The following is a 13609-nucleotide window of genomic DNA, read 5'->3' as shown; positions in this document are numbered from 1 at the left end:
GGCCCGCGCCCGGGGCGGGCCCGCACGCGCCGACGGCCCCTACCTCCGCTCCGGGGCGAAGCGCCTGCGCCAGGCCAGGGACACGTACACCAGGGCGATGAGCACGGGCACCTCGATCAGCGGGCCCACCACCCCGGCCAGGGCCTGGCCCGAGGTGACGCCGAAGGTCGCGATCGCGACCGCGATGGCCAGCTCGAAGTTGTTGCCCGCCGCCGTGAAGGCCAGCGTCGCGGTGCGGTCGTAGTCCATCCCGACCGCCTTGCCGAAGGCGAAGGCGCCGAACCACATGAGGGCGAAGTAGGCCAGCAGCGGCACCGCGATGCGCGCCACGTCCAGCGGTTGGCTGGTGATCCGGTCCCCCTGGAGGGCGAACAGCAGCACGATCGTGAACAGCAGCCCGTACAGCGCCCACGGGCCGATCCGGGGCAGGAAGGCCGACTCGTAGCGCTCGCGGCCCATCCTGCGCTCACCGATCCGGCGGGTGAGGAACCCCGCAGCCAGCGGGACGCCGAGGAAGATCACCACGTTGAGCGCGATGAGCCGGGGGGAGGCGTCCAGGCCGCCGGTGTCCAGGCCCAGCCACCCGGGCAGCAGGTCCAGGTAGAACCAGCCCAGCAGGCCGAAGACCAGCACCTGGAAGACCGAGTTCAGCGCGACCAGCACCGCGGCGGCCTCGCGGTTGCCGCAGGCCAGGTCGTTCCAGATGATGACCATCGCGATGCAGCGCGCCAGGCCGACGATGATCAGGCCGGTGCGGTACTCGGGCAGGTCGGCCAGGAAGATCCAGGCCAGCGCGAACATCACCGCGGGGCCGACGAGCCAGTTGATCACCAGGGAGGAGACCAGCAGCCGGGTGTCGCGGGTGACGGTGTCCAGACGGTCGTAGCGGACCTTGGCCAGCACCGGGTACATCATGACCAGCAGGCCGAGCGCGATGGGCAGGGAGATCCCGCCGACCTCCATGGCGGCCAGGAGTTCGTTCAGCCCCGGGACCAGGCGTCCCAGACCCAGGCCGACGGCCATGGCGAGCAGGATCCACACCGCGAGGAACCGGTCGAGGAACGACAGTCTCGCGACGACGGACCCACCCGTACCACTGGTGGTCCTGTCGGTCGAGGCCATCAGCAGGGCCTCCTGTTCGCGGCGGCTCCGCTGGTACGGGCGGTGGCGGCGAGCCCGGCCAGGGCCCCGGAGAGGTCCTCGATCCGGTCCGGGCGCAGCCGGTAGTAGGTGAACCGGCCGCAGGGCTCGGTCTCCACCACCCCCGCCTCGCGCAGGATCCGCAGGTGGTTGGACAGGTTGGTCTGGCGCGCCCCGGTCTCCTCGACCAGGTGCGTCGTACACAGGGTCTCCCGGGCGAGCAGGGTCACGATCCGCAGCCGGAGCGGGTCTCCCAGCGCCCTCATGAGGTCAGTGTCGACTGATATCAGCATACGCTGATATTATCCTGTCGGTTGTCGCCGACAAGCCCGTCGGACGCCCTCCCCTTCTCCCGGGAACCCGTTTCTCCCGGGGAACGCGGTCCGCGTCCGGTCCGGCGCCCTCCGCCCCCGCACGGACCCGATTCCCCTCCGGCCGCGCGGAGTCCGGTTCCCCGCGGCGTCCGTCCACCACCGAAACGAAGCAGAGGCGAGTGACCGTGACCAGTTCCGACAAGCCGTCCGTCCTGTTCGTGTGCGTCCACAACGCGGGCCGCTCCCAGATGGCCGCCGCCTGGCTGTCCCATCTGGCCGGGGACCGCGTGGAGGTCCGCTCCGCCGGGTCCGCGCCCGCCGACGCGCTCAACCCCGCCGTGGTCGAGGCCATGGCCGAGGTCGGCGTGGACATCACCGACCAGCGCCCCAAGATCCTCACCACCGAGGCCGTCGAGGCCTCCGACGTGTGCGTGACCATGGGCTGCGGCGACACCTGCCCCGTCTTCCCGGGCAAGCGCTACCTGGACTGGTCCCTGCCCGACCCCGCCGGTCAGGGCGTGGCCGCCGTCCGACCCATCCGCGACGAGATCAGAAGGCGCGTCGAGGAGCTGATCGGGGAGCTCTCCCCGGGCGCGCGGCCGTAGGGTCGTTCGGCGCACCCGGCCGCCGCGGTCCGGGACTCCCCCGGGTGCGCGGCCGCAGGACGTGCCCACGCCGGGCGGTCCCGGAGGGCCGCCGACGCCCTCCTGGAAACCCCCGCCGAGCGTTCCCGAGGCACGTCGGCACCGCGTAATGAGGCGCGCACGTGAACTGCGCCCAACGGCGATCGGTACGAAGGCCAAAGGCTTGGCCGCGCTCCCCGGCCGCGCCCGGAGAGGTCGCCGTGTCCGCCACCCGTGGCCTCCCGCGGGGAAGGCGCGTTTCACCGACCGCCCTCCCGAACCGTCCGCGGGCCGGGAAACCCCCAGCGCGGTTCCCCCTCCGGTGCGCAGGGCGGTCGCCGACCGGGCGGCCCCGTGCTCCCTCCGCACGCGTGTTCGCACCCTCCCGGCAGCGGAGGCGGAACGGCGTCGCCTCGGCCCCCGGTGTTGCCACGCCGACCCGGAGACCTCAGTAAGCTTCGTGGGCCACCCCCTTTTCCCCGAGCGCGCCCCCGCCGTGCCCTGTCCACCGTCGCCGTGTCCCGCCGAGGGAGGCGACCGAAGCAGCTGGAGCAGACTCTGCCGTGTCCCTCTTCGAAGCAGTCATCCTTGGCCTCGTCCAGGGACTGACCGAGTTCCTACCGATCTCCTCCAGCGGACACCTGCGCGTGGTGTCGGCCTTCTTCGGCTGGCCCGACCCCGGCGCCGCCTTCACCGCCGTCAGCCAGATCGGCACCGAGCTGGCCGTGGTGATCTACTTCCGCCAGAGGGTCTGGGCGATCCTGTCCACGTGGACCAGGTCGCTGTTCAACCGCGAACTGCGCAGCGACATCAACGCGCGCATGGGCTGGTACGTGATCCTCGGCTCCGTCCCCATCGTGGTCCTGGGCCTGCTCCTGGAGGAGCAGATCGACAGCGTCTTCCGCGACCTGCGCCTGATCGCGCTGAACCTCATCATCTTCGGCGTGGTCCTCGGCATCGTCGACCGGTACTCGCGCAAGCACCGCACCCTGGAGGACCTCAACGTCTCCCGGGGCATGACCTTCGGTCTGTTCCAGGCGCTCGCCCTCGTCCCGGGCGTCTCCCGGTCGGGCGGCACCGTCACCGGCGGGATGCTGCTCGGCTTCAAGCGCGCGGACGCGGCCGAGTACGCCTTCCTGCTGGCGCTGCCCGCCGTCTTCGGCTCGGGTCTGTACAAGCTGACCGACATCGGTGAGAACGAGTACGCCGGGTGGGGCGCCACCATCGTGGGCACGCTCATCGCGGGCGTCGTCGGCTTCATCGTCATCGCCTGGCTGATGCGCTTCATCTCCACGCACAGCTTCATGCCGTTCGTCTATTACCGCGTGGGCCTGGGCATCCTCATCCTGGCCCTGGTGAGCTGGGGCGCGCTCGACCCGCAGGGCGGCGCGGGCGCGCAGCCCGCCGAGAGCGAGATCGTCAGCGAGCAGGAGACGCCGGGGGAGGAGTCCGAACCCGAGACCGACACCGAGGCCGACGCCGGGACCGGCCCGTCCTCCGAGACGGCCACGGAACCGTCCGAGGAGCCCTCCGAGCAGGCCGTCCCGACCGTCGACCCGGTCACCGGCTGGGAGATCGACCCCGAGGTGGGGCTGCCCCGCAACCCCGAGACCGGGCTCTACCACGACTCGGACCTGGGCATGGACGTGGACTACGACCCGGTCACCGGCCTGGCCACCAACCCGGTGACCGGTGAGACCTACGACCCCAAGGCGGCCGGTTAGGGGTTTCCACCCCCGAAGGCCAGGGCACGCGGCGGAAGCAGGGCTCCGCGCCGGGGCCCGCCGCCCGGGGACACGGTGTTCCGACACCCGAAGACACAGCAGGGGACCGGCGGATGTCCGCCGGTCCCCTCCGTCATCCGCCGAGGCCCTGAACGGCGGTGTCCAGCCGCCGCGCGAGGGCCTCGGTCTCCTCCGGCCCCGGCCGCGCGCCGCCGCGCTCCTCCAACAGGTCCGCGCGGCCGATCACGCGCAGCGCCCCCGCGTAGCGCGGACCGTCGAGGTCGGCCTCCTCGACGACGTCGGCCCGGCCCTCGTGGACGACCAGCACGGGGTCTCCGTTCTGCGTGCTCAGCAGCCGAGCCACGTGCTCGGCACGGACGATCTCCACCGCCGCCTCCTCGTGCTCCTCGTGGGACGCCTGTCATCCCCGACTGCCCGGGGACGGCCGAGGTGAACATGGCGGTCGCCCAGTGCACCGCGCAAATCGCAGTCCCCGCACATATCATCATCAGGTGAACAACGGCTGACAGCGGTCCGCTGTGTGGACCCGCGCACCGCGAACTGGAGCCGTCCAACCGCGTTCTCCCGCGCAATTACCGGGATATCCCTCCCCGGCATCCGCTTCGACCAGGGGATACGTTCAGGGCCGCACTCCCCTGGGACGGCGCGCGGACGACCGGCGCGCCGGAAGGCCCTACCGGAACGGGACTTCGGTCACGAGTTCGCTCCGGGAAAGGCCGATGTGAAGCACAACACGGGAGCTTCCCACAAAACCGCAGGTCACAGCGTCGATACTGTCTCCGACCTGGAGCGCGCCGAGGCAAGCGCGATGCCGCTGGGGCACATGTGCACTAAAGTTTCCTTGCTATGGGGCATTCAGCGAGAAGTCCGTCATCGGGGGACATAATCCGATCGACCCGGGAGGGTAATCCCGAGCTCACCAGGGCGCTCTCCGCGTACCTGGGGGTCGAGCTCGCCCCCCGGGAGTTCACCCTCGCGGACGGGACCCGGGTCGGGGTCGACTGCGCCGACGACGGTCAGCCGACCGTCCTCGCCCAGTTCTCGCCCCTGCACGGGCCGATGAAGTCGGCCCAGCGCAACAAGGTCATCGCGGACGCCTTCAAACTGGCCTGGCTGCGGGACCAGCACTTCCCGGACGCACGTCCGCTCGTGGTGCTGGGCGAGCCCCTCGCCAAGCTCTTCGGGCGCGGCGCGTGGCTGCCCGTGGCCTTCGCCTCGCACCAGATCACGGTCGCCCTCGTTGACGACCGTCTCAGGATTCGGGCACTCGATATCAGTATGTGATCAACACTTCATAACGCGTTAATCAGCAATCCCTAACGTTTGACACGTCAAGATTCCCGCGGGCCGTCGCCATGCTTGCTTCCACCCGCTCTCCATCGAAGGTCCTCGGGCACCCGTGTCCGAGGACAGCCATCTGGAGGGTGTCCCATGGGCCTTCCCCATGCGGTCGTCGTCGCAAGCAGTGCCGTCAAAGCAAGCACTGTCGGCCCGCACACCGCCGCGTCCCCCAGCGGCTCCGCCACGCGTTCCGCGGCGCTCCCGTCGCGCTTCGCACCCCGTTCCGGCTCCGTGCCGCCCGGCCCCCTCCTCGGTCGATGACGCCACACCCCTGTGACCTGCGCGCCCGTTTTCGCCCCTCCAGCACCCATTCACCGCCAGGACACGTTGTGCAATCATCCGATCACACATCCCGAGGAGAAGGTATGGCACGTCCAGCACGGCCGGAGACGGGCCCGGGGCCCGCGGCCCGGCGCACCGAACACACGTACCGAAGGCGGGACGCCGCGTGAGCGACGACCGTATCGAAGTACGCGGACTCAGCAAGACCTACGAGGGCGGTGACCCGCACCGGCCCGCGCTCGACCGCATCGACCTGGACATCCCCCGAGGCGAGTTCGTCAGCCTCATCGGCCCCAGCGGCTGCGGCAAGTCCACGCTGCTGCGGGTGATCGCCGGGCTGGAGGGCCACGACAGCGGTGACGTCACCGTCTTCGGCTCCACGCCCAAGCGCATGTGCGAGGCCAAGGCCGTGGGCCTGGTCCCGCAGACCCCCGCCCTGCTGCCGTGGCTGAACGTGCGGCGCAACATCTCCCTGCCCTCGCGGGTCAACCGCCGGGCGGGCAGGGGCAGCGAGGACCCGGACCAGCTGCTGCGCATGGTCGGCCTGGACGACTCCGCCCGCAAGTACCCCCACGAGCTGTCCGGCGGCATGCAGCAGCGCGTGGCGATCGCCCGCGCCTTCGGTCTGCGGCCCGACCTGCTCCTGATGGACGAGCCCTTCTCCGCGCTGGACGAGTTCACGCGCGAGGCGCTCCAACTCCAGCTCCTGAACATGTGGGAGCGCATGTCCACGACGGTCGTGTTCGTCACCCACTCGGTGCGCGAGGCGGTCACGCTCTCCGACCGCATCGTCGTGATGTCGGCCCGGCCCGGCCGGGTGCACGAGGTGCTGCCCGTCGACCTGCCCCGCCCCCGCGACAAGGCCGTGGTGACCGGACCCCACATGCACGCCCTGGAGGACCGGGTCCGCGCGTCCCTCCAGTCCGCGTGGGAGGCCGGAGCCGCCCCCGACGACCTCGTTCCGCTGTGAGAGGAGGAGAGACCATGGCCACCAGCACACCCGTCCGGCCCCGCCCCGAGGGCGAGGCCTCCCCGAAGCGCGGTGCCGCGCGCCGGCGCCGCTTCGGCCTCAGGCTCAGCGTGTGGCTGCCCACCGCCGTGGCGGTGGTGATCGTCGGCTTCGCCTGGTCGGCGACCGCCGAGGACCAGCCCTACCTCCTGCCTCCGCTGGCGGAGGTCGGGGGGATCCTGGTCGAGGATCCGCTGCTGTTCGTGAACAACGCCTGGGCCACCCTCAGCATCGCCCTGACGGGCGTGGCCTTCGGCGCGGGCACCGCGTTCGTCCTGGCCCTGCTGATGTCGGAGATCCCGCTGCTGCGGCGCGCGATCATGCCGCTCGCCGTCATCCTGAACGTGACCCCGGTCATCGCGATCGCCCCCGCCCTGGTGGTGGCGTTCGGCTTCGGCATGACCCCCAAGGTCATCGTCACCGCGATCATCACGTTCTTCCCGGTGCTCATCAACGTGACCACGGGGCTGCGGTCGGTCTCCCGGCCCGTCCTGCACGTCTTCTCCACCCTGCACGCCTCCCGCCTGGAGGTGCTGCTCCGGCTGCGTATCCCCAGCAGCCTCCCCTACACCCTCGCCGCTCTGCGGGTGGTGTTCCCCCTGTCCATCGTGGGCGCCGTGGTCGCGGAGTTCGTCGCCGCCGGATCCTCAAGCGGGCTCGGCACGATGATCCGCAACTCGGCCGCGACCGCCCGGTTGGAGTACGTCTACGCGGCCGTCGCCTGTCTGGCCGTCATGGGCGTGCTGATGCTCGCACTCATCACCGTCCTCGAACGCAGACTGCTGTTCTGGCACGAGTCCCAGCAGCGCACCACCTCCTAAGGAACCCCCAATGACCAATCCGCCCCACCGCCCCAGTCCCCGGCGCCGACGCTCCCTCGCGGCGGCCGCCGCGGCATCGGTCCTCCTCCTCACCGCCGCGTGCAGCGGAGGGGATGCGGCCGAGGAGGACACCCAGGTCGCCACCGTCATCGACGAGGAGCGCTGCCAGACCAACCGCGACGCCGGCACGGTCACCTACATCACCGGTTACCAGTACCAGGCCTCGGTCTCCATCCTGGAGGCCGTCGCCGCGGACGCCCTCGGCTACTTCGAGGCCGTCTGCCTGGACGTGGAGATCCAGCCCGGCAGCGGTGACACCATCGGCAACTCCCAGCTCGTGTCGGCCGGCACCGCCCACTTCACCTCGCTGGGCAACGAGGCCGAGGTCCTCCAGGCCAACGACGCCGGACACGAGGTCATCGGCGTCTCCACCTACGGGCACGTCCCGATCGCCAGCCTGCTCACCGGCACCGGCATCGAGGAGCTCAAGGACCTGGAGGGCACCACCCTCGGCCACAAGGGCATGCTCCCCGCGCCGCTGGAGGCCATGCTCGTCGCCGACGGCGTGGACATGGACTCCATCGACATCGTCGAGGTCGGCTACGACCCCAGCGTGCTGCCGCGCGACCAGGTGCAGGCGCTCACCGCGTTCCGCTCCAACGAGCCCTTCCTCCTGTCCGACATGGGCGAGGAGTACAACGAGTGGCTCCCCGAGAACTACGGGGTCGTGGGCTCGTTCGGCGTGATGGCCACCAACCCCACGTGGGCCGAGGAGAACCCGACGGTCGTCGAGGACTACCTGCGCGCGATCGCCAAGGCCTTCGAGTACTGCCAGGACAACGGCGAGGAGTGCGTCGGCTACGCCGCTGAGCTGGCCGAGGCCGGATACGACACCGAGCACAACCTGCGGATCTGGAACTCCGAGCAGGAGCTGGTGACGGCCTCCACGCCCGACGACTCCACCCCTGGCTACATCGACCTGAGCCTGACCGAGGCCGAGGGCCAGACCCTCGTCGACAACGGCCAGCTGGACGAGCTGCCCGACGTGGAGCCCCTGTTCGACCCCCGCTACCTGGAGGCCGTGCACGTGGCGACCGAGGTGTCCTGGCCGTCCGAGTAGGACCGGGCACAGCCCACACAGCAGGACCGCGCGGACAGCGCCGCGCACCGAGCGCCCAGAGCGCCTGGGCGCGGCGCACAGACCGCGCTGCGCACGGGCGACCGCAGTGAGCGGCGCCCGAGAGTGAATGAGGAGCCAAGGATGGCAGCAGAAGGCGGGCCACAGGCCGCCGAAACCGAGTACGGCATCTTCCTGCCCATCGGCAACGGGGGGTGGATCGTCTCGGAGACCGCACCGCACCCCGAGGCGACGTACGAGTACAACAAGAAGGCCGCGGTCCTCGCCGACGCCTACGGACTCGACTTCGTCATGTCCATGGGCAAGTGGCGCGGCTACGACGGCGCGACCGACCACTGGGGGCGCACCCTGGAGTCGATCACGATGATGTCGGGGCTCGCGGAGGCCACCGAGCACGTCAAGGTGTGGGCGACCGTCCACACGAACCTGTTCCACCCGGCCCTCGCCGCCAAGATGTACACCACCCTCCAGGACATCAGCGGCGGACGCGCCGGGATGAACATCGTGGTGGGCTCCTACGTGGACGAGTTCGCCCAGATGGGCCTGTGGCGCGAGGACATCGGCCACGGTGACCGCTACCGGTACACCGAGGAGTGGACCAGCGTCCTCAAGCGGTTGTGGACCGAGGACTCGGTCACCCACGACGGCGAGTTCTTCAAGCTCGACGACTGCCGCTCGCGGCCGCACCCCGCTCCGGCGCCGACCCTGATCAGCGCGGGCCGCTCCGACACGGGCCTGAACTTCCAGGCGCGCCACTGCGACGGCTCGTTCCTGACCGCGGAGGACCTGCCCGGCCTGCGCGACGCCAGCCGCGACGTCAAGGAGCGCGCCCAGAAGGAGGGGCGCAGCATCAAGACGTACTCGATGCTGACCGTCGTCATGGACGACACCGACGCCGCGGCCGAGGAGCGGCGGCTGGAGTACGGGCGCGGCGCGGACATCGACGCGCTGGTCAACATGAAGCGGTCCTGGGGCCTGCCCCTGGACAAGGCCCTGTCGCTGACCTCCGAGCGGCCCGAGGACGAGGCGTTCCAGACGCCGTTCGTGACCGGGTCCCCCGAGACGGTGGCCGGACGCATCCGCGAGATCGTGGAGTACGCCGAGCTCGACGGTCTGATGCTGATCTTCCCGGACTACCACGCCGACCTCGCGGCGTTCGGTGAGAAGGTCATGCCGCTGCTGCGCCCCGCCGGGGGAACGGCCGCGGAACAGGGCTGAGGCCCTACGCCGCGGACGCCCGCGGCGGTCGACGCGCGGTCGCTGCGGTGCGAGACGCCCCCGCTCGGGGTTTCGCACCGTGGTGACCTGGGGCCGCGGCGCCCCGCCGGACGCCGCGCCCGGCCCGGCCGCGCTCCCCCCCGCGACGATTGGGCTTCCCTCCGACCGGGTAGGCGCCCCCAGTGTCCTCGCAGGTCGGGCGGCACACCCCCGGTGACCGGGGCGCAGACGCCCGGCCCTCGCACGAGTCGGAGGGACTGACGATGAGCGTCAAGCGTGGCATCGAGGGGCTACAGGACGTCCTGGGGGAAGTGGACTTCCCGGCGGACAAGGACCGGATCGTGACGCACGCCCTGGACGCGGGCGCCGACGAGGAACTGCTCAGCGCTCTGCGGGCGATGCCGCCCGCCCAGTACAACGAGGCCAACGAGGTGCTGCGCTCGGTGCCCCTGCCCCGCTCCGAGACGGACTCGCACACCGAGTCCGCCCGCGCGCAGCTGCGCAGGGAGCACACGAAGCCCGGCATGGCCGAGTCGATGAAGGAGAGCCGCCCGGTCAACCCCATCGAGGAGGAGCTGGGCGAGAACCGCAAGTCCTGAGGCCCCGAGCCGTGGTCCCGGCGCCCTGACGGGCCCCGGGGCCCTTTCGTGCGCGGGCGGGGGCGGTCGCGGGTCCGCGGCGTCCGGTGCTCCGGGAAAAGGCGCACAATGGTCCTACCCGTGCGAGAAGACCCCCGGAGTGCGACCGTGAGCGAGACCGGCCTGACCGTCAAGGCCCTGCTGAAGGCACTGGACAAGGCCGTCCACGGACTCGCCGCCGCGCCCCGGGGGCTCGGGGGCGTGGTCCGCTCGGTGGTCGTGGCCGGGGACGGCGCACCCGTACCCGCCGGTGCGCTGGTCGTCGTCCCGCCCGGGGAGGCCGCCGCCCTGGCCGCGCGTCCCGGGCAGCTGGCCGCCAGCGCCGTGGCGGCCGTGGACGGGGACGCCGACGGGCTGCGCGGTCTGGGCCTGCCCGTGCTCTGCGTGGACCCCGCCGTGGGCACCGGCGAGTTCGCCGCCCTGGCCCGGTCGGTCCTGGAGGCGGCCGCCACCGACACCGGCCACGGCGACCTGTTCTCCCTGGCCCAGACCGTCGCGACCCTGACCGGCGGCATCGTCAGCATCGAGGACGCCGCCGGGCAGGTCCTGGCCTACTCCGCCTCCGGCGAGGGGGCCGACGAGCTGCGCAGGCAGACCATCCTCGGCCGCGGCTGCCCGGAGTCGTTCCTGGCGCACCTGCGCGAGTGGGGCGTCAACGAGCGGATACGGGACGGCGAGGTGGTCGAGGTCGCCGAACGCCCCGACCTGGGCGCCGCGCGCCGCCTGGTGGTGGGGATACAGGCGGGCGAGCGCGCGCTCGGCACCATCTGGGTGCAGGTGGGCGGCAGGCCCCTCGCGCGGACCAGTCCCCAGGTGCTGCGCGGCGCGGCGCGCCTGGCCGCGCTGCACGTCATGCGCGCCCACAGCGAGGCGCGCAGCACCGGGCGCGACACCGAGGGGCTGGCCGTGGGCCTGCTCACCGGCGCCTTCGACACCGACGCCCTCGCCCGCCACCTGGGCGCCGACCCCACGACGCCGGTGGCGGTGGTCGCGCTCGCCCTGAGGGAGGGGGAGGTCGACCCGCCCTGGCGGCTGGACCAGGCCGCGGAGATCACGTCGGTGTACGCGGCGGCCTACCGCCGCGAGGCCCTGGTCATCCCGGCCTGCGGCCTGCTGTACGTGCTGGTCCCCGCGCCCTCCGGGCAGGCGCCCACCGCGTGGACGCGGGAGCTGGTGTCGGTGCTGCGCGAGAACCTGGGCACGCCCGTCCAGGCGGCGGTGGCGGGAGTGGCGCCGAGGATGCGCGCGGTGCCGTCGCTGAAGAAGGTCGCCAGCCGCGCCCTGGAGGTGGTCGCGGACCGCCCCGAGCGGCTGGTGACCGCGTTCGAGGAGGTCCGTTCCTCGGTGGTGCTGCGCGAGCTGTTCGACGCCCTCGCCGACCGTCCCGGGCTGCGCGACGACCGGCTCGACGCCCTCGACGACGAGCAGCGCCGCTCCCTGTCCGCCTACCTGGACGCCTTCGGCGACGTGTCCGGGGCTGCTGAGCGGCTGCACGTGCACCCCAACACGCTGCGGCACCGGATCAGGCGGATCCGCGAGCTCACCGGACTCGACCTGGACGACGCCGACCAGAGGCTCCTGGCCACGCTCACGCTGCGGGCGTGAGCCGCGGGCCGCGTTCGCCGCCGCGGCGTCCCCCCGGCGGCGGCGCTCCGCCCCGGCGCGGTCTCCGTGCGCCTCCCGTCGGCGTCGCGCCGGTCCCTCCCAGGACACCGGCCGTTCCCTCCATGGTCGCGGTACGGCTCCCGCCAGGTCTCCGGCCGGTCACGGCCACCCGGCCGACGCGCCCCGGCGGGGCCGGATTGTCCGAAGCGACACCGCTCCGCCGCCCATGTCGTCCGTTCGCACAACGGTGGCGCACGCCACCCGCGTCTAGGCTCCCGGCAATGTACGCAGGCCACGCCCCTCGGCCCGCGCGATCCCCGACACCCCACCAGGAGCCCTGCACATGAGTGTGGACACCGCACAGGCTCGGCCGCCGAGGGCCAAGGTCCTCATCGCCAGCCTGACCGGAAGCACGATCGAGTGGTTCGACTTCTTCCTCTACGGCACCGCCGCCGCCCTCGTCTTCGACGAGCTGTTCTTCCCCTCGGACGACCCGTTCGTCTCGCTGATGCTGTCGTACCTGACCTTCTCGCTGACGTTCTTCATCCGTCCGCTGGGCGGCGTGGTCTTCTCCCACATCGGTGACCGGATCGGCCGCAAGAGGACCCTGATCATCACGCTGACCCTCATGGGCGGCGCGACCATGCTCATCGGCCTGCTGCCGACCTACGACAGCGTCGGGATCCTCGCCCCGATCCTGCTCGTCGTGCTGCGGATCATCCAGGGCCTGGGCATCGGCGGCGAGTGGGGCGGCGCCCTGCTGCTCGCCTACGAGTACGCGCCCGAGAACCGGCGCGGCCTCTTCGGCAGCGTGCCGCAGATGGGCATCACCTCGGGCATGCTGCTGGCCAGCCTGGTGCTGACCCTGATGTCGCTGCTGCCCGACGACCAGTTCGCGACGTGGGGCTGGCGCGTGCCGTTCGTCGGCAGCGTCCTGCTGGTGCTGCTGGGACTGTGGATCCGCTCGGGGATCGACGAGACCCCCTCGTTCAGGAAGGCCAAGGAGGAGGGCGAGGTCGCCGAACTGCCGGTGGTGGAGACCTTCCGGTTCCACTGGCGGGCCGTGCTGGTCGCCGTCGGCGCCAAGGTCGTGGAGACCGCCCCCTTCTACATCTTCGGCACCTTCGTGGTGAGCTACGCGACGGGCACGCTGTCCTTCGACAACACCTCCGCGCTCAACGCCGTGACCGTCGGGGCGATCGTGGCCACCGTGTGCATCCCGATCGCCGGACGCCTGTCGGACACCTTCGGCAGGCAGCGGGTGTACCTGGTCGGCGCGGTGCTGCTGGCCCTGTTCATCGCGCCCTACTTCCTCATGCTGGGTACCGGCAGCACGCTGATGCTGGTCCTGGCGACCGTGATCGGGCTGGGCGTCCTGTGGGCACCGGTCACCGCCACCATCGGCACCCTGTGCTCGGAGATCTTCTCCACCCGGGTGCGCTACACGGGCGTCACCCTGGGTTACCAGATCGGCGCGGCGGCCGCGGGCGGCACCGCCCCGCTGATCGCCACCTGGCTGCTGTCGCGGTTCGACAACTCGTGGGTTCCGGTCGCGGGCTACCTGGTTCTCACCGCGGTGGTGTCCATCGTCGCCGTGGCGCTGGCCGGGCGGGCCTCCAACGCCGAGGAGAGGCACCTGGCGGCCTCCGAGAAGGGCTGACGCGCGCCCTCACCGGGCGCACGGCGTGAGGGGGCGGCGTCGACCGCCCCCTCCCCGGCCTCCTCCGCCCCGGAA

The 13609-nt window shown here is 71.7% G+C and carries 13 protein-coding genes; 10 read left to right on the top strand and 3 right to left on the bottom strand.

From position 1 onward, the window contains the following. Window positions 1-39 precede the first annotated feature (39 nt). Both arsB and DQW06_RS01330 read right to left on the bottom strand, forming a co-directional pair. Window positions 40-1122 (bottom strand): ACR3 family arsenite efflux transporter, encoded by a 1083-nt coding sequence (arsB, locus tag DQW06_RS01335; RefSeq protein ID WP_117197814.1) that lies wholly within the window; start codon window positions 1120-1122, stop codon window positions 40-42. Then, entirely contained in the window at window positions 1122-1406 is a 285-nt protein-coding gene (locus DQW06_RS01330) for a helix-turn-helix transcriptional regulator (RefSeq protein ID WP_197724927.1), read from the bottom strand. The genes arsB and DQW06_RS01330 overlap by 1 nt, the downstream gene beginning before the upstream one ends. A 233-nt stretch (window positions 1407-1639) precedes the next feature. On the opposite strand from DQW06_RS01330, the gene DQW06_RS01325 reads away from it, so the two are divergent. Together DQW06_RS01325 and DQW06_RS01320 are read left to right on the top strand one after the other, a co-directional pair. Then, the gene (locus DQW06_RS01325) at window positions 1640-2059 is read left to right on the top strand and encodes an arsenate reductase ArsC (protein ID WP_013155494.1); all 420 of its coding nucleotides are present in this window, start codon (window positions 1640-1642) and stop codon (window positions 2057-2059) included. A gap of 581 nt (window positions 2060-2640) precedes the next feature. After that, on the top strand, window positions 2641-3801 hold the full coding sequence (locus DQW06_RS01320; protein WP_013155495.1) for an undecaprenyl-diphosphate phosphatase: 1161 nt from the start codon (window positions 2641-2643) through the stop codon (window positions 3799-3801). Between the two features lie 133 nt (window positions 3802-3934). Here DQW06_RS01320 and DQW06_RS01315 read toward each other — a convergent pair whose 3' ends face one another. Next, window positions 3935-4189, bottom strand: coding sequence for a hypothetical protein (locus tag DQW06_RS01315; RefSeq protein ID WP_013155496.1), 255 nt, complete (start codon window positions 4187-4189; stop codon window positions 3935-3937). A 479-nt stretch (window positions 4190-4668) separates the two neighbouring features. Between DQW06_RS01315 and DQW06_RS01310 the strand changes: the two genes are divergently transcribed. The 8 genes from DQW06_RS01310 (at window position 4669) to DQW06_RS01275 (ending at window position 13534) form a co-directional block, all read left to right on the top strand. Further along, window positions 4669-5106, top strand: a complete 438-nt coding sequence (locus DQW06_RS01310; RefSeq protein ID WP_013155497.1) for a hypothetical protein — start codon at window positions 4669-4671, stop codon at window positions 5104-5106. 505 nt (window positions 5107-5611) lie between these two features. Continuing rightward, window positions 5612-6415 carry an ABC transporter ATP-binding protein gene (locus DQW06_RS01305; protein ID WP_013155498.1) on the top strand — a complete coding sequence of 268 codons (804 nt, stop codon included), beginning with the start codon at window positions 5612-5614 and terminating at the stop codon, window positions 6413-6415. 14 nt (window positions 6416-6429) lie between these two features. Then, a complete protein-coding gene (locus DQW06_RS01300) occupies window positions 6430-7275 on the top strand; it encodes an ABC transporter permease (protein WP_013155499.1) in 846 nt (281 codons plus the stop codon). A gap of 10 nt (window positions 7276-7285) precedes the next feature. Next, window positions 7286-8395, top strand: coding sequence for an ABC transporter substrate-binding protein (locus tag DQW06_RS01295; RefSeq protein WP_013155500.1), 1110 nt, complete (start codon window positions 7286-7288; stop codon window positions 8393-8395). A 141-nt stretch (window positions 8396-8536) separates the two neighbouring features. Continuing rightward, a complete protein-coding gene (locus DQW06_RS01290; protein ID WP_071622972.1) occupies window positions 8537-9631 on the top strand; it encodes an LLM class flavin-dependent oxidoreductase in 1095 nt (364 codons plus the stop codon). Between the two features lie 263 nt (window positions 9632-9894). Beyond that, a complete protein-coding gene (locus DQW06_RS01285) occupies window positions 9895-10230 on the top strand; it encodes a DUF2795 domain-containing protein (protein ID WP_013155502.1) in 336 nt (111 codons plus the stop codon). Between the two features lie 147 nt (window positions 10231-10377). Continuing rightward, window positions 10378-11874 carry a CdaR family transcriptional regulator gene (locus DQW06_RS01280; protein WP_013155503.1) on the top strand — a complete coding sequence of 499 codons (1497 nt, stop codon included), beginning with the start codon at window positions 10378-10380 and terminating at the stop codon, window positions 11872-11874. A gap of 343 nt (window positions 11875-12217) precedes the next feature. Beyond that, window positions 12218-13534 carry an MFS transporter gene (locus DQW06_RS01275; protein ID WP_013155504.1) on the top strand — a complete coding sequence of 439 codons (1317 nt, stop codon included), beginning with the start codon at window positions 12218-12220 and terminating at the stop codon, window positions 13532-13534. The last annotated feature ends 75 nt before the right edge of the window (window positions 13535-13609 follow it).

The organism is Nocardiopsis sp. TNDT3 (assembly GCF_003427465.1).
GTDB classification, from domain to species: Bacteria; Actinomycetota; Actinomycetes; order Streptosporangiales; family Streptosporangiaceae; genus Nocardiopsis; species Nocardiopsis dassonvillei.
The sequence above is the reverse complement of the archived record's forward strand: the minus strand, read 5'-3'. Positions and strand labels throughout refer to the sequence as shown.

Bases quoted from the DNA above. Each gene is read 5' to 3' on its own strand.
- arsB (WP_117197814.1), bottom strand. From the start codon at position 1,122: ATGGCCTCGACCGACAGGACCACCAGTGGTACGGGTGGGTCCGTCGTC.
- DQW06_RS01275 (WP_013155504.1), top strand. From the start codon at position 12,218: ATGAGTGTGGACACCGCACAGGCTCGGCCGCCGAGGGCCAAGGTCCTC.
- DQW06_RS01330 (WP_197724927.1), bottom strand. From the start codon at position 1,406: ATGAGGGCGCTGGGAGACCCGCTCCGGCTGCGGATCGTGACCCTGCTC.
- DQW06_RS01295 (WP_013155500.1), top strand. From the start codon at position 7,286: ATGACCAATCCGCCCCACCGCCCCAGTCCCCGGCGCCGACGCTCCCTC.
- DQW06_RS01310 (WP_013155497.1), top strand. From the start codon at position 4,669: ATGGGGCATTCAGCGAGAAGTCCGTCATCGGGGGACATAATCCGATCG.
- DQW06_RS01285 (WP_013155502.1), top strand. From the start codon at position 9,895: ATGAGCGTCAAGCGTGGCATCGAGGGGCTACAGGACGTCCTGGGGGAA.
- DQW06_RS01300 (WP_013155499.1), top strand. From the start codon at position 6,430: ATGGCCACCAGCACACCCGTCCGGCCCCGCCCCGAGGGCGAGGCCTCC.
- DQW06_RS01290 (WP_071622972.1), top strand. From the start codon at position 8,537: ATGGCAGCAGAAGGCGGGCCACAGGCCGCCGAAACCGAGTACGGCATC.